The organism is Arthrobacter sp. 01T425, from assembly GCF_056398725.1.
Map to the genome: position 1 here is coordinate 158,287 of NZ_JBFTPY010000009.1, position 15,326 is coordinate 173,612.

A 15,326-nucleotide genomic window follows, 5' to 3' on the forward strand; every position below is an offset into this window, starting at 1 on the left:
CCACTAATAGTCCATTAAACAGAACCGCCCGGCCGGAGTGTTGTTGTTTCAGTCTCCGGCCGGGCAGCAATGCCGCTATTTACGAGCGAATGCCTGCTTGAGCAGGGCGTCCTGTTCTGCCGCGTGGCGCTTCATCGACCCTGCCGCGGTGGAGGCCGAGGCGGGGCGGGAGATGAGGCGGACCCGGCGGTCCAGGGCGTCCGGCAGGTTCAGGCCGATGAACGGCCACGGACCCTGGTTGGCCGGTTCGTCCTGCGCCCAGACCACTTCGGCGTTCGGGTACTTGGCCAGCTCCGCGGCGATCTCGTCGGCCGGCAGCGGGTACAGCTGCTCGACGCGGACGATCGCCGTGGTCTTGTTCTCGGTCTTCTGCCGGGTGGACAGCAGATCGTAGTACAGGCGCCCGGAGACCAGCAGCACGCGTTCGACGGCGTCGGCCTGCAGCTGCGCGTGTTCCGGAATGACCGGGCGGAACGAGCCGGTGGTGAAGTCCTCCACGGAGGACGCTGCGGCCTTGAGGCGGAGCAGCTGCTTGGGCGTGAAGATGATGAGCGGCTTGCGCGGCCTGCTGTACGCCTGGCGGCGCAGCAGGTGGAAGTGCGAGGCCGACGTCGTGGGGTTGGCCACGATCATGTTCTCTTCGGCGCACATCTGCAGGAAGCGCTCGATGCGGGCGGAGGAGTGGTCCGGACCCTGGCCCTCGTAGCCGTGCGGCAGCATGAGAACCAGCGAGGACCGCTGGCCCCATTTCTGCTCGGCCGAGGAGATGAACTCATCGATGATGGTCTGCGCGCCGTTGACGAAGTCACCGAACTGCGCTTCCCAGAGCACCAACGCATCCGGGCGTTCCACCGAGTACCCGTATTCGAAGCCCATGGCGGCATATTCGGAGAGCAGTGAATCGTAGATCCACAGCTTCGCCTGGTCATCCGAGAGGTGGGACAGCGGAAGCCACTCGTCGCCGTTGGCGCGGTCGTGGAAGACGGCGTGGCGCTGCACGAAGGTGCCGCGGCGCGAGTCCTGGCCGGCAAGCCGGACGGGGACGCCTTCCATGATGAGCGAACCGAACGCGGCCAGTTCACCGAAGCCCCAGTCGATGCCGCCTTCACGGGACATCGCCTCACGCTTCTCCAGCAGCTGCTTGAGCTTGGCGTGGACGGTGAAGCCGTCCGGGATATCGGTGTGGGCCTTGCCGATGCGGGCCAGGGTCTCCGCGGAGATCGCGGTGGATACAGGCGCGCTGACGCCGGAATCGGACTGCTGGGCCATGGGGCGTTCCAGGTCCGACACCGCGGCCGAATCGGCCGTGATGATCGGGATCGGGGACGTCTGGGCCGCGTGGGTTTCCGCGAAGACGCGTTCCAGGCGTTCCTGGTAGTCCCGCAGCAGCTGCTCGGCTTCTTCCTCGGTGATGTCACCGCGGCCGATCAGTGATTCGGTGTACAGCTTGCGGACCGAGCGCTTGGCCTCGATCAGGTTGTACATCAGCGGCTGGGTCATCGAGGGGTCATCGCCCTCGTTGTGGCCGCGACGGCGGTAGCAGACCATGTCGATGACAACGTCCTTGTGGAAACGCTGACGGAACTCGTAGGCAAGCTGCCCGATGCGGACCACGGCCTCCGGGTCGTCGCCGTTCACGTGGAACACCGGTGCCTGGATCATCTTGGCGACGTCCGTGGAGTACGTGGAGGAACGCGAGGACGACGGTGCGGTGGTGAAGCCGACCTGGTTGTTGACCACGATGTGGATGGTGCCGCCGGTGCGGTACCCGCGCAGCTGGGAGAGGTTGAGCGTTTCCGCGACCACGCCCTGGCCCGCGAAGGCGGCGTCGCCGTGCACCATGATCGGCAGCACGGGGAACGCCTCGCCCTGGTCCAGGCGGTCCTGCTTGGCACGGACGATCCCTTCGAGGACGGAATCGACGGCCTCGAGGTGGGACGGGTTCGCGGCGAGGTAGACCTTGGTCTCCTTGCCGTTGTCCGAGGTGAAGGTGCCCTCGGTGCCCAGGTGGTACTTGACGTCACCGGAGCCCTGCACGGAGCGCGGGTCCTGGGTGCCTTCGAATTCGCGGAAGACCTGCGCGTAGGTCTTGCCCGCGATGTTGGTCAGCACGTTGAGCCGGCCGCGGTGGGCCATGCCGATCGCCACTTCGTCGAGTTCGTCGTCGGCGGCGTCGGAGATGATCGCGTCCAGCAGCGGGATCAGGGACTCGCCGCCCTCGAGCGAGAAGCGCTTCTGGCCGACGAACTTCGTCTGCAGGAAGGTCTCGAAGGCCTCGGCGGCGTTGAGCTTGGAGACAATGCGCAGCTGCTCGTCGCGGCTCGGCTTCGAGTACGGGTGCTCCAGCTGGTCCTGGAACCACTTGCGCTCGGCCGGGTCCTGGATGTGCATGTATTCGATGCCGGCGGTGCGGCAGTAGGCATCACGGAGGACGCCGAGGATGTCGCGGAACTTGAGCATCGGCCTGCCGCCGAAGCCGCCGGTGGGCCACTCGCGGTCCAGGTCCCACAGGGTCAGGCCGTAGGTCAGGACATCGAGGTCCGGGTGCTTGCGCTGGACGTACTCGAGCGGATCGGTGTCTGCCATGAGGTGGCCGCGTACGCGGTAGGCGTGGATCAGCTGCTGGATCCGGGCGACCTTGTTGATCTCGTCGGCCGGGTCCACCTGCAGGTCGGGGCTCCAGCGCACGGGCTCGTAGGGGATACGCAGGGACTCGAAGATCTCGTCGTAGAAGTTCTGCGCGCCCAGCAGCAGCTGGTGCACAAGCTTGAGGAACTCGCCGCTGCCGGCACCCTGGATGACGCGGTGGTCATAGGTGGAGGTCAGCGTGAGGACCTTGCTGATCGCGTTCTGCGCGATGATCTTCTCGCTGGCACCCTGGAACTCGGCCGGGTAGTCCAGTGCGCCGACGCCGATGATGGCGGCCTGGCCCTTGGACAGACGCGGGACCGAGTGGACGGTGCCGATGCCGCCGGGGTTGGTCAGGGACACGGTGGTGCCGGAGTGGTCGTCCGCGGTCAGCTTGCCGTTGCGGGCACGCTTGATCAGGTCCTCGTAGGTGTGCCAGAACTCGGAGAAGTTGAGGGTCTCCGCCTTCTTGATGTTCGGGACCATGAGCAGGCGGGTGCCGTCGGGCTTGGGCATGTCGATCGCGATGCCGAAGTTCACGTGCGCCGGCTGGACAGCCACCGGCTTGCCGTCGATCTCGTCGTAGTAGACGTTCATCGACGGGAACTGGGACAGGGCGCGGATGACGGCGTAGCCGATCAGGTGCGTGAAGGAGACCTTGCCGCCGCGGGCGCGGGCCAGGTTGGAGTTGATGACCACGCGGTTGTCGATCAGGAGCTTCGCCGGGATGGCGCGGACGCTCGTGGCTGTCGGCACTTCCAGGCTGGTGACCATGTTCGAGGCGATCGCCTTGGCCGGGCCGCGCAGGACCGAGACGACGTCTTCTTCGGGAGCCGTCGGGGCCTTGAGGTTCTTGGGCAGCTGCGCCGGGATCGGCGCGGTGCCGGGGCCGGCGTCGGAAGTCTTGGAGCCGTCCCGGGCGACGGTGGCCGGGGCTTTCTTGGCGGCGGGCGCAGCCGGTGCGGGCGCAGCCGTGGCGGCGGGGGCGGCGGGTGCGGCGGGCGCAGGTGCTGCCGGAGCGGCGGCGGGCGCTACAACGGGAAGTTCACGGGTGGCAGGATGCACAGCTGTCGCGGTGCCGGACGTTCCGTTGGCGGGAGAGGCGTCACTAGCTTCAAAGGATTCGAACAGGGGCCACCACTTGGAGTCGACCGTGTTCTTGTCCTGCTGGTAACGCTCATACAGTTCGTCAACGAGCCACTCGTTTCCGCCAAATTCCTCTGGTAGACGGTGGCTAGGCTGCTCTGGCACTTGAAATACGCCTCTTCCGTGAGTTTGATTCCCACTGGCTTCCACGGTGCCTCGGCACAACGATTGAGCCAGTCTCTGCGTCCAGTGAACCCAGACCCATGCCAGTCTAGTGAGGATTCTTGCCAAACCGCCAATAAGCGTGACCCAAATCATGATCCGCCCCGGCAGCCGCCGAATTGCGGTGAAGAAGAGTTGCAGAATCGGCCCCGGATGCGGCCCGCATGCGGTGCCCTGCGCGAGGCCGGACGCGGTGCCGGACGCGGTGCCGGCCCTGCCGGAAACCGCCCTAGAATGCAGTGAGAACCCGTTTGTCGCCGACGGTGCCAGCTGCGGGTGCCAGCAAAGGAGCAGCAGTGCGTTTCCTGAATGAGCCCACCACCGATCTGACCTACTCGGACCTCTTCCTGGTCCCGTCCCGGTCCGATGTCACCTCCCGCCTGGACGTCGACCTCGCGGCCGACGACGGGACCGGCTCCGCGATCCCGCTGGTGGCGGCGAACATGACGGCGGTCACGGGGAAGCGGATGGCCGAGACCATGGCCCGCCGCGGCGGCCTTGGAGTCCTGCCGCAGGACGTCCCGCTCGACGTCATCCGTGACGTCACGGCCTGGATCAAGGGACGCCACCCGGTCCTGGAAACCCCCGTCACGCTCGCGCCCACGGACACCGTCATTGATGCCCTCCACCTGATGGGCAAGCGGCCGCACGGGGCCGTTGTGGTGGTGGACGACTCCGGCGCGGTCACCGGTGTTGTCCGGGCCGCCGACTGCGAGGGCCAGGACCGTTTCGCGTCACTGGCCTCCGTCATCCGCCACCAGCCGCTGGTGCTCGACGCCGGACCGCTCGCCGGCGGATTGTTCGGGGGCGGGTCGGCGGCCGATGCTGCGCAGGCCCTCCGCCGCGCCTTTGAAGCGATGGACGCCGCCGGAAACGACTACGCACCGGTGCAGCAGGACGGGGTCCTGGCCGGCGTGCTCACCCGTAAGGGCGCCCTGCGCTCCACGCTCTACCGGCCGTCCCTGGACGACGACGGCAGGCTGAAGGTCGCTGCCGCCGTCGGAATCAACGGTGACGTGGCCGGGCGGGCCGCCGAATTGCTGGCGGCCGGCGTCAACGTGCTGGTCCTCGACACCGCGCACGGGCACCAGCAGAAAATGTTCGACGCCCTCGCCGCCGTGAAGGGTCTCAACCCCGGCGTGCCGGTGGTCGCCGGCAACGTCGTCACCGGCGATGCCACACGTGAGCTCATCGAGGCCGGGGCGGACATCGTCAAGGTCGGGGTGGGCCCCGGCGCCATGTGCACCACGCGCATGATGACGGCCGTGGGCCGCCCCCAGTTCAGTGCCGTTCTGGAATGCTCCGCCGCGGCCCGGGAAGCCGGCGGCCGGGTATGGGCCGACGGCGGGGTCCGCTACCCGCGCGACGTCGCCCTGGCCCTGGCCGCCGGGGCCAGCCAGGTCATGATCGGCTCCTGGTTTGCCGGTACGCACGAGAGCCCCGGGGACCTGCAGCTCGACGCCTCGGGCCGGCAGTACAAGGAGAGCTTCGGCATGGCGTCCGCCCGGGCGGTGCAGAACCGCAACCAACGCGAGGGCGCCTTTGAAAAGGACCGCAAGGCCCTCTTCGAGGAGGGCATCTCCACCTCCCGCATGTACGTCGACGCGGCCCGGCCCGGCGTAGAGGACCTGCTGGACATGATCACCGCGGGCCTGCGCAGTTCCATGAGCTACGCCGGCGCTGCCGATCTCGCCGCTTTCCGGGAACGCGCCGTGGCAGGCATCCAGTCCGCGGCCGGGTACGAGGAGGGCCGGCCCGTCCCGCAGAGCTGGTGAACCCGGCGCGGCCGGTGACGCGGGCGGTCCGGGGCTGGCGGCGGTTGCTCCTGTAGACTGAAATTCTTATGGACAGTAAATCTAGGTGCCGGCCTGGGGGCTGTCAGCGGAGTACGGAAACCGTTCCCGCCCAGTCCACCCGCAGAGCCGGCAAACCCCGTTCACGCGCCCATCACTCTCCGGCCGCACGCCATTCCGGAGCTATCCAGGAAACAGGGTCGGCCGCCGCCGACCATCCTCCGCCAGGCCGGGCCTTCCCGCATTTGCGTCCCCTGACGCGGCACGTGCCATGCGCTGCTGCGGAAGCAGGCCGCTGACATGGAATGGCTACTCCTCGCAGCAGGCCTCCTGCTCATCCTCGGCACCGGCTTCTTTGTCGCCGTGGAATTTTCCCTGGTCGCCCTGGACCAGGCCACCGTGCAGCGCGCCGTTGACACCGGCGACACCGCCGCCGAGCCGTTGCTCAGATGTCTCAAGTCACTTTCCACCCAGCTTTCCAGCTGCCAGCTGGGCATCACCATGACCACGCTGCTGACCGGCTATGTCATGGAACCGTCCGTGGGCAAGCTGCTTGAAGGCCCGCTCACCGCGCTCGGCGTCCCGCCGGCGGCGGCTGCCTCGCTGTCCCTGGTCCTGGCAATGGCGTTGGCCACCCTGCTCTCCATGGTGATTGGCGAACTGGTGCCCAAGAACATGGCCATCGCGCTGTCCTTCCCGATCGGCAAGGCCGTGGCCCGGCCCCAGCTGGTGTTCACCGCCATCTTCAAGCCCGCCATCGTGGTGCTCAACGGCTTCTCCAACAAGGTCCTCAACGTCTTCGGCCTGGAGGCCAAGGAAGAAATCTCCGGCGCCCGCACCCCGGCCGAGCTGGCCTCCCTTGTGCGCCGCTCCGCGGCCATGGGCACCCTCGACGCCGGAACGGCCAACTTCATCGCCCGAACCCTGAAGTTCTCCGGGCGGACCGCCGCGGACGTCATGACCCCCCGCATCCGCGTGGAGACCATCGACGCCGACCAGCCGGTCTCGGATATCGTCGAGGCCGCCAAGCGCACCGGATACTCCCGGTTCCCCGTGATCGGCGAGTCCTCCGATGACATCCGCGGCGTGGTCCACATCAAGAAGGCCATTGCCGTGCCCGCGGACCGCCGCGCCAAGCTGCAGGCGGGGGCCATCATGACCGACGTGCTCCGGGTCCCCGAAACCATCCACCTGGACGCCCTCCTCGCCGAACTGCGCGAGGGCAACCTGCAACTGGCCGTGGTCCTGGATGAATACGGTGGAACCGCCGGCATCACCACGCTGGAGGACCTCGTGGAGGAAATCGTCGGGGAAGTGGCCGATGAGCATGACAAGGTCCGGCCCGGCCTGCTCCAAAGCGCCTCGGGCGACTGGTACTTCCCGGGCCTGCTCCGGCCCGATGAACTCTCCGAACAGATCCCGGGCCTGACCGTGCCCGACGAGGCTGCCTACGAAACGGTGGGAGGCTACGTCATGAGCCAGCTCGGCCGCATCGCGGCAGTCGGCGACACGGTCGACGTCGTCGGCGGGACACTCAGCGTGACCCGCATGGACGGCCGCCGGATCGACCGGATCTGTTTCCGGCCCATCCGCGTGTCCGGCGAGGGCCAGCCCGCCAGCCAGGCAGGTGCCGCATGAGCGACTGGGCCGGAATCCTCTGGCTTGCGTTCCTCCTGGTGGGCAACGCCTTCTTCGTGGCCGCCGAATTCGCCGTCATGTCGGCCCGCCGCAGCCAGATCGAGCCGCTGGCCGAGGCAGGTTCCAAGCGCGCGCAGACCACCCTGCGGGCGATGGAAAACGTTTCCCTCATGCTCGCCTGCGCCCAGCTCGGCATCACCGTCTGCTCGCTGCTGATCCTGCAGGTGGCCGAGCCCGCGATCCACCACCTCCTGGCCGTGCCGCTGGAAGCGGTGGGCGTCCCCGTGGAGGTCGCGAACATTGTGGCCTTCGCCGTCGCCCTGCTGTTGGTGACGTTCCTGCACGTCACGTTCGGCGAAATGGTGCCCAAGAACATCTCCGTGTCCGTCGCGGACAAAGCGGCGCTGCTGCTGGCGCCGCCGCTGATGTTCATCGGGCGGCTCGTCAAGCCCGTCATTGCGGCGCTTAACTGGTCCGCGAACCACATCCTGAAGCTGATGCGGATTGAGCCGAAGGACGAGGTGACCTCAACCTTCACCCTTGAAGAAGTGCAGTCGATCGTGCAGGAATCCACGCGCCACGGACTCGTGGACGACGACGCCGGACTCATCACCGGAGCGCTCGAGTTCTCCGAACACACCGCGTCCCGTGTGATGGTTCCGCTGGGCAAGCTCGTCATGCTCAAGGCGGCCACCACGCCGGTCGAATTCGAAAAGGCCGTGAGCCGGACCGGGTTCTCGCGCTTCCCGATGCTCGACGACGACGGCATGCTGGCCGGCTACCTCCATATCAAGGACGTGCTGTCCATCCCGGACGCCGGGTACCACCAGCCGATTGCGGAAAGCCGCATCCGGTCGCTGGCGAACCTCGCCATGGACGACGAAATCGAGCAGGCCATGTCCGTCATGCAGCGCACGGGCTCGCACCTGGCGCGCGTGATCGGACCCGATGGGCTGACTCAGGGAGTGCTGTTCCTCGAAGACGTGATCGAGCAGCTCGTCGGCGAAATCCGGGACGCGACGCAGGCCACCGGCTACCGCAGGCTGGGCCAGGACCAGTAGGGGGCAGCCCAATATCGGGCAGCCAAGTAACGGCCGGTCCAGTAACGGGCAGCCCAGCTACGGCCGGGCACCGGCGGGGGCACGCCGTGTATCCCTAAATAGGAATGATTCCTATTTAGGGATACACTCGGGCTGTTGCTATTGCTCCTGATTCTCAATAACAGATCCGAGGTTTTCCGTGCGTCGTCCCGCTGCCCGAGTCCTGCTGGCTGGTCTTGCCGGCCTGGGCCTCCTGCTCACCGCGTGCAGTCCGACGTCCGGCAGCCCCCGGGGGACCGCGGGGGACGGCGTGGTCAACGTCGTCGCATCCACCAGCGTGTACGGCGACATCGTCTCCAGCATCGGCGGCGACAAGGTCCGGGTCAGCTCGATCATCAACCGCACCAGCCAGGACCCGCACTCCTACGAGGCCACCACGCAGGACAAGCTGGCTGTCTCCAAGGCCGAGCTGGTGGTGGAGAACGGCGGGGGATACGACGCCTTCATGGACACGCTGGCGACCGACACCGGCCTGGACCGCGGCAGCGTCATCAGCGCCGTGGATGTTTCAGGGCTTGTCTCCGAAAGCGCTGCCAGCGAAAGCCCGCCAGCGGCGAGCCCCGACTCCGCCGGCCACACCCACGAGTCCACGGGGCTGAACGAACACGTCTGGTACAGCCTGCCTGCCATGTCCCGCCTCGCGGACGCCGTGGCCGAGAAGCTGGGCTCGCTGGAACCGGCCTCGGCGCAGACGTTCCGGAGCAACGCGGCGGCCTTCAAGGACTCGCTCGGCGGCCTGGAAACGAAGCTCGCCGCCATCAAGTCCTCGGCGGGCCACGCGCCCGTGGCCGTCACCGAGCCCGTACCGCTGTACCTGCTTGAGGACGCCGGACTGGAGAACGAGACCCCGGCCGAGTACACGGCGGCGATCGAGGAGGACGCCGACGTCCCGCCCGCCGTGCTCAAGACCACCGTCGATCTCGTGGCATCCCGGGGCGTAAGGCTGCTGGCCTACAATACCCAGACCGAGGGACCGCAGACGGCGGCGGTGAAAAAAGCCGCCGAGAACGCCGGCGTCCCGGTCGTGAACTTCAGCGAGACCCTCCCGGACGGCCAGTCCTACCTGCAGTGGATGACCGGAAACGTGGAGAGCATCGGCAAGGCCCTAGGATGATCGCAGCAGCGGGAGCAGCCATCTCCGCGGAAAATCGAGGAAACCCCTTTTGACACCGGTAGTGAGCCTGCGCGGCGCCTCCCTGGCGTTCGGCCAACGGACTCTCTGGGAGGGCCTGGACCTGGACATCAACCCGGGTGAATTCTTTGCCGTGCTCGGGCCCAACGGCAGCGGCAAGACCACCTTCCTGAAGGTCCTGCTGGGATTGCAGGAACTGAGCACGGGAACGGCCGTGCTCGACGGCCACCCCGTTGAGCGGGGAAGCCGCCGGATCGGCTACGTGCCCCAGCAGAAATCATTTGACCCCGATACGCCCCTGCGCGCCCGCGACCTCGTGGCCCTCGGCGTCGACGGCCACCGCTGGGGCATCCGCCTCGGCGGCGCCAAGGTGAACCGTAAAGTCGATGAACTCCTGGAGCTTGTGGGCGCCACCGATTACGCCAAGGTGCCGGTGGGGCAGCTTTCCGGCGGTGAGCAGCAGCGCCTGCGCGTGGCGCAGGCCCTCGCGACCGATCCCAAGGTGCTGCTGTGCGACGAGCCGCTGCTCTCCCTTGACCTTCAGCACCAGCAGGGCGTCAGCGCGCTGATCAACAGGCAATGCCGCGACGCGGACAGTGCCGTGGTGTTCGTGACCCACGAGATCAACCCGATCATGGACTACGTGGACCGGGTCCTGTACCTGGCCGGCGGAAAGTTCCGGGTGGGCACACCCGCGGAGGTCATGACCACCGAGGTGCTCTCCGATTTGTATGACAGCCGTGTTGAGGTCATCCAGGCCAACGGCCGGCTGATCGTCGTCGGGCTGCCGGACGCCGCGACGCACCACCATCTGGACGCGCACTCAGTCGCGGGCGAGGCGGGCTAAGTGGATCTGGGCGACCTGCTGCACTCAATCTTCAACTTCGAAAACTACGGCGAGCTGCTGGTCCTGGTGCAGAACTCCATCTGGGCCGGCGCCGTCCTCGGGCTGCTCGGCGGAATCATGGGCACCTTCGTGATGAAACGCGACCTCGCCTTCGCCGTCCACGGGATCTCGGAGCTCTCCTTTGCCGGCGCGGCGTTCGCGCTGTTGATCGGCGCCGACATCATCCTCGGCTCGCTGGCAGGATCCGTGCTGGCAGCCCTGGTGCTGGGCGTGATGGGGGTCCGCGCACGGGACAAGAACTCGATCATCGGCGTCATCATGCCCTTCGGGCTTGGCCTGGGCATCCTCTTCCTGTCCCTGTACGAGGGCCGGGCGGCCAACAAGTTCGGCCTGCTCACCGGGCAGATCGTGTCGGTCGGGACCGTCCAGCTGCAGGTCCTGGCGGTCGCCGCCGTCGTGGTGATGCTGGCGCTGGCCGCCATCTGGCGGCCGTTGACCTTTGCCAGTGTCGACCCCGACGTCGCCACCGCCCGCGGCGTGCCGGTGCGGGCCCTCGCCCTTGGTTTCATGGTGCTGCTGGGGATCAGCGTGGCGCTGTCCATCCAGATTGTGGGCGCGCTGCTGGTGCTGGCCCTGCTGATCACGCCCGCGGCCGCCGCCATGCGCGTCACGTCCTCGCCCCGGCTGGTTGTCACGCTGAGCATCGTCTTTGCGATGACGGCGACAGTCGGAGGCATCCTGCTGGCCCTCGGCGGCCGGCTGCCGATCAGCCCCTATGTGACCACGTTGTCCTTCCTGATCTACGTGGCCTGCCGGATGATCGGTGGCGCACGGGCCAGACGGGGACTCAACGGCCGGGTGGTGCGGAGCGCCGCTGCGTCGGCTTAACGCTCTCACGCCACAGTGGCGGAATTTCCCCAGGTTTGCCGTCGGCCGCCGGCGGGTCCCTGCGCCCCGCCGGTGATTTCCGAGGTCACGAGGTCAAAGGTGGGGAATTTCAGCAGCTCCGGCTATTCGCCGGGCTGACTGGCTGTGCATTCGGGGCACAGGCCGAAGATTTCCACGGTGTGCTCCACCGCGGTGAAGCCGTGCTCATTCGCGATCCGCGCGGCCCAGGCCTCGACCGCCGGTGCTTCCACTTCCACGGCCTTGCCGCAGTTCCGGCACAGCAGGTGATGGTGGTGCCCGGTGACGGCGCAGCGCCGGTACACCGCTTCGCCGTCGGCGTTGCGCAGGACATCCACCAGCCCGTCGTCGGCGAGGGACTGCAGGATCCGGTAGGAGGTCGCGAGGGACACCGCGGTGCCGCGCTCCTGGAGGATGCGGTGCAGTTCCTGGGTGCTGACGAAGTCCGCCAGGTCGTCCAGGGCGGCACTGACGGCGAGGCGCTGCTTGGTGACGCGCTGTTCCTTGCCCTGCACGGGTGCCGAGGCCGGAGTCCGGCTGCTGCCGGTGGTAGCGCCTTGGGACATCGTGGAACTCGCTTCGTCAAAAGAATTCGCGGGTGGGACTCGCTGAGTGTGGCAATGTCCAAGATTACCAGCGCCCAAGATTGCCAGCGGCGCTTCGTGGACACTGTGACGGCTGGTGCCTAGGCTGGCCGGATGAAGCTGACCAAATTTACTCACGCCTGTGTCCGCCTCGAACAGGACGGCCGGGTGCTGGTGTTTGACCCGGGCACCTTTTCGGAGACGGACCAGGCCCTGGCCGGAGCACATGCCGTGCTCATTACCCACGAGCACGGGGACCATGTGGACGTCGACGCCGTCGCCGCGGCGTTGCAGTCGAACACCACCCTTGAGCTTTTCGCCCCGGAGGCCGTGGCCGCGACGCTCCGCGGCAAGGCGCCCGACGCCGGAAGCCGCATCCATGCGGCGGGTGCGGGCGAGGAATTTGAAACGTCGGGCTTCGCCATCAGGACCTTTGGCGGCCAGCACGCCCTCATCCATCCGCAGATCCCCGTGGTGGCCAACGTCGGCTACCTCGTCGATGGCAACGTCTACCACCCGGGGGACTCCTTCGCGATCCCCGACGGCGTCGACGTCAAGACGCTGCTTGTACCCATCCACGCCCCGTGGAACAAGGTGGGCGAAGTGGTGGATTTTGTCATCGGTGTCCGCGCACCACAGGCCTTCCCGATCCACGACGCGCTCCTGAACGAGCTGGGCCGCGGCCTGGTGGAGGGGCACGTGACCCGGATCGGCGCCAAGTACGGCACCGAGTACCGGCACCTTTCCAGCGGCGATACAGCGGAGGTTTAGCCGCCGCGGGCGCCTTGGCGGGCTTAGGCCGGCGTGCTGACGGGCGGGCTGGCCGGCTGGTTTAGGCCGGCCAGGCGCCGGTCCGGAAGAACTCGCGCAGCACGGCCTCGTGGGGTTCGGGATCCAGGCCGTGGGCCGCCAGCCACTCCGGGTTGTAGTAATTTCCGGCGTAGCGGTCCCCGGCGTCGCACATCAGGGTCACAACACTGCCCCGGCGGCCATCCGCGATCATCCCGGCGATGAGCTGCCAAGCGCCCCAGAGGTTGGTCCCGGTGGACGGACCCGCGTGCAGACCGGCGTGGTCCCTCAGATGCCGCATGGCCGCCACCGACGCGGCGTCGGGAACCTGGATCATGTGGTCGATCACGGCGGGCACAAAACTCGGCTCCATCCGCGGCCGGCCGATGCCCTCGATGCGGGAGGGCAATCCCGCCGCGGGTGCGTCAGCTGCAGTCCCGCCGCCAGCTGTCCCGCCGTCGGGCCGGCTGTTCCGCCAGCCCGGATAGAACGCGGAATTTTCCGGGTCGACGACGGCGAGGCCCGTCTCGTAGCGGTGGTAGCGCAGGTACCGGCCAATCGTGGCGCTGGTCCCGCCAGTGCCGGCCCCGACCACCACCCAGCGGGGGACCGGGTGCTCCTCCAGCGCCAGCTGGCCGAAGATCGATTCGGCGATGTTGTTATTCCCGCGCCAGTCCGTGGCCCGTTCGGCGTACGTGAATTGGTCCATGTAGTGCCCGCCCGTGCTGCTGGCCAGATCCGCGGCGGCCTCGTAGACCTCGGAGGCATGGTCCACCAGATGGCAGGAGCCGCCGAACTGTTCGATCAGGGCGATTTTCTCGCGGCTGGTGGTCCGGGTCATCACGGCGATGAAGGGCAGTCCCAGCAGCTGCGCAAAATAGGCTTCGGAGACGGCGGTGCTGCCGCTGGATGCCTCCACGATCGTGGTGCCTTCCCGGATCCAGCCGTTGACGAGGCCGAAGAGGAACAGGGACCGCGCCAGCCGGTGCTTGAGGCTGCCGGTGCGGTGGGTGGATTCGTCCTTCAGGTACAGCTGCACGCCCCAGTGCTCCGGGAGCGGCACCGAGTACAGGTGGGTGTCGGCTGAGCGGTTGTTTTCGGCGTTGATCCGGCGGACGGCCTCGTCGGCCCAGGCCCGGTCCTGCAGGTGCGCTGTGTTCACCGCTACAGCCTACCGGGGGCGGCGGGACGCCAAAGATAGAGTGGGGAAATGGACACCCTTCTCGATGCTGCCGCCCTCAAGGACCGGATGGACGACGCCGGCGCAGCCGGCCAGCGCACAGTACTCCTCGACGTTCGCTGGGCGCTGGGGGATCCCCACGGTCACGATCACTACCTGCGCGGACACATCCCCGGGGCCGTCTTCGTGGATCTCGCCACTGAACTTGCCGGACCGGCGGAACCGGAACGCGGCAGGCATCCGTTGCCGCCGTCGGAGCAGTTCCAGGAGTCAGCGCGCCGCTGGGGCATCAACGACGGCGATGTGGTCGTAGCGTACGACGACAGCGGCAACATGGCTGCGGCCCGGCTGTGGTGGATGCTGCGCAACGCCGGCTTCAGTTCTGTGTACCTGCTCGACGGCGGCCTGGCCGCGTGGCGGGCTGCCGGGTTCGAGCTGGCGGCCGGACCCGAACAGCCCGCACCCGGAAACGTCACCCTGTCCGACGGCGCCATGCCCGCGATCGACGCCGGACAAGCCGCCAGTTGGGGCCGGCGGGGGTTGCTGTTGGACGCCCGGGCGGGGGAGCGGTACCGCGGCGAAATCGAGCCCGTGGATCCCCGCGCCGGCCATATTCCGGGGGCCGTCAGTGCCCCTACCACCGGGAACCTGCGCGCTGACGGGCGCTTCCTTGCCCCGGCGGAGCTGCGGGAGCGCTTCGAACAGCTCGGTTACCGGGACGGCGTTCCCACTGCCGTGTACTGCGGGTCCGGAGTGACAGCGGCCCATGAAATCGCCGCCCTCGAGATTGCCGGCTTTTCCGCTGCCCTCTATCCGGGGTCCTTTTCGGAGTGGTGCCACGGTCCCGCGAACGATGTTGTCACCGGGCCGGAACCGTACGGCGAGGACGCAGCTTCACACTAAGGGCCAGCCCGAGCGCCGGACGGCCCGCGCAGGCTGCTCAGAGCGCCTCCAGTTCATCCCCAGGCAGACAATGATTCCTATGCTGCGGCTGCCACTTTGGGCTTTCCACGCCTGAGCGTTTTGGCTTGGTGCCGGAGCTGGCGCCGGCGGCGGGAGCCCGGCTGGGCGCCTGGCTGGTCTGTGGCTGATGGCCGAAGCGGTGTTCCGGGCAGGGGCGGCGCGGTGGAACGGTACGTGTGGCCGGTGGGGGTGGTGAGTTCGAGGGTGTGCCTCGCGCCGATGCTCAAGGCGGATCCGGGTGCGGCTTCGGGGCTGGGGCGTGCTTTCCAGCCGGGGTTTTCTTTGGTGTGGTTGCAGGCTTCGCAGAGGCCGGCGGCGTTGCCCGTGGTGGTCGGGCCGCCGGTGTGCCAGGGAATGATGTGGTCCAGGTGGCGGATGGGCGCGTCGCAGTACGGGGTGCGGCAGGTGTCGTCGCGGGCCTGGATGAAGCGGCGGTGCCCGGGCGGGAAGAGCCGGGC

General features: G+C 67.8%; 12 protein-coding genes. 8 read left to right on the forward strand and 4 right to left on the reverse strand.

The genetic code is table 11. From position 1 onward, the window contains the following. Positions 1–75 precede the first annotated feature (75 nt). Positions 76–3,879: a multifunctional oxoglutarate decarboxylase/oxoglutarate dehydrogenase thiamine pyrophosphate-binding subunit/dihydrolipoyllysine-residue succinyltransferase subunit gene (locus tag AC1DNG_RS12020; RefSeq protein WP_476848822.1), complete on the reverse strand. Its 3,804-nt coding sequence runs from the start codon at positions 3,877–3,879 to the stop codon at positions 76–78. Between the two features lie 353 nt (positions 3,880–4,232). On the opposite strand from AC1DNG_RS12020, the gene AC1DNG_RS12025 reads away from it, so the two are divergent. The 6 genes from AC1DNG_RS12025 (at position 4,233) to AC1DNG_RS12050 (ending at position 11,334) form a co-directional block, all read left to right on the forward strand. Continuing rightward, entirely contained in the window at positions 4,233–5,711 is a 1,479-nt protein-coding gene (locus AC1DNG_RS12025; protein ID WP_476887421.1) for a GuaB1 family IMP dehydrogenase-related protein, read from the forward strand. Between the two features lie 318 nt (positions 5,712–6,029). Next, positions 6,030–7,367, forward strand: a complete 1,338-nt coding sequence (locus AC1DNG_RS12030; protein ID WP_476887422.1) for a hemolysin family protein — start codon at positions 6,030–6,032, stop codon at positions 7,365–7,367. Continuing rightward, on the forward strand, positions 7,364–8,428 hold the full coding sequence (locus AC1DNG_RS12035) for a hemolysin family protein (RefSeq protein WP_223916079.1): 1,065 nt from the start codon (positions 7,364–7,366) through the stop codon (positions 8,426–8,428). The genes AC1DNG_RS12030 and AC1DNG_RS12035 overlap by 4 nt, the downstream gene beginning before the upstream one ends. 178 nt (positions 8,429–8,606) lie before the next feature. After that, complete coding sequence (locus AC1DNG_RS12040) at positions 8,607–9,581, forward strand: metal ABC transporter solute-binding protein, Zn/Mn family (protein WP_476887423.1); 975 nt, start codon at positions 8,607–8,609, stop codon at positions 9,579–9,581. A 49-nt stretch (positions 9,582–9,630) separates the two neighbouring features. Continuing rightward, complete coding sequence (locus AC1DNG_RS12045; protein WP_476858851.1) at positions 9,631–10,446, forward strand: metal ABC transporter ATP-binding protein; 816 nt, start codon at positions 9,631–9,633, stop codon at positions 10,444–10,446. Continuing rightward, entirely contained in the window at positions 10,447–11,334 is an 888-nt protein-coding gene (locus AC1DNG_RS12050; RefSeq protein ID WP_476848826.1) for a metal ABC transporter permease, read from the forward strand. 122 nt (positions 11,335–11,456) lie between these two features. Here the strand turns inward: AC1DNG_RS12050 and AC1DNG_RS12055 are convergent, their stop codons facing one another. After that, complete coding sequence (locus tag AC1DNG_RS12055) at positions 11,457–11,918, reverse strand: Fur family transcriptional regulator (protein WP_028277503.1); 462 nt, start codon at positions 11,916–11,918, stop codon at positions 11,457–11,459. Between the two features lie 132 nt (positions 11,919–12,050). On the opposite strand from AC1DNG_RS12055, the gene AC1DNG_RS12060 reads away from it, so the two are divergent. Next, a complete protein-coding gene (locus tag AC1DNG_RS12060) occupies positions 12,051–12,707 on the forward strand; it encodes an MBL fold metallo-hydrolase (RefSeq protein WP_476887424.1) in 657 nt (218 codons plus the stop codon). 61 nt (positions 12,708–12,768) lie between these two features. Here AC1DNG_RS12060 and AC1DNG_RS12065 read toward each other — a convergent pair whose 3' ends face one another. Further along, the gene (locus AC1DNG_RS12065) at positions 12,769–13,887 is read right to left on the reverse strand and encodes a PLP-dependent cysteine synthase family protein (protein ID WP_476887425.1); all 1,119 of its coding nucleotides are present in this window, start codon (positions 13,885–13,887) and stop codon (positions 12,769–12,771) included. A 48-nt stretch (positions 13,888–13,935) separates the two neighbouring features. Between AC1DNG_RS12065 and AC1DNG_RS12070 the strand changes: the two genes are divergently transcribed. Continuing rightward, positions 13,936–14,808 (forward strand): sulfurtransferase, encoded by an 873-nt coding sequence (locus AC1DNG_RS12070; protein WP_476871295.1) that lies wholly within the window; start codon positions 13,936–13,938, stop codon positions 14,806–14,808. A 77-nt stretch (positions 14,809–14,885) separates the two neighbouring features. Here the strand turns inward: AC1DNG_RS12070 and AC1DNG_RS12075 are convergent. Then, on the reverse strand, positions 14,886–15,326 hold a 441-nt coding region (locus tag AC1DNG_RS12075), incomplete at its 5' end, for an HNH endonuclease (RefSeq protein WP_476887426.1).

What these genes read in the sequence shown, in the direction of transcription:
- AC1DNG_RS12030 (WP_476887422.1), top strand. Translation starts at nt 6,030, where the DNA reads ATGGAATGGCTACTCCTCGCAGCAGGCCTCCTGCTCATCCTCGGCACC.
- AC1DNG_RS12035 (WP_223916079.1), top strand. Translation starts at nt 7,364, where the DNA reads ATGAGCGACTGGGCCGGAATCCTCTGGCTTGCGTTCCTCCTGGTGGGC.
- AC1DNG_RS12055 (WP_028277503.1), bottom strand. Translation starts at nt 11,918, where the DNA reads ATGTCCCAAGGCGCTACCACCGGCAGCAGCCGGACTCCGGCCTCGGCA.
- AC1DNG_RS12060 (WP_476887424.1), top strand. Translation starts at nt 12,051, where the DNA reads ATGAAGCTGACCAAATTTACTCACGCCTGTGTCCGCCTCGAACAGGAC.
- AC1DNG_RS12070 (WP_476871295.1), top strand. Translation starts at nt 13,936, where the DNA reads ATGGACACCCTTCTCGATGCTGCCGCCCTCAAGGACCGGATGGACGAC.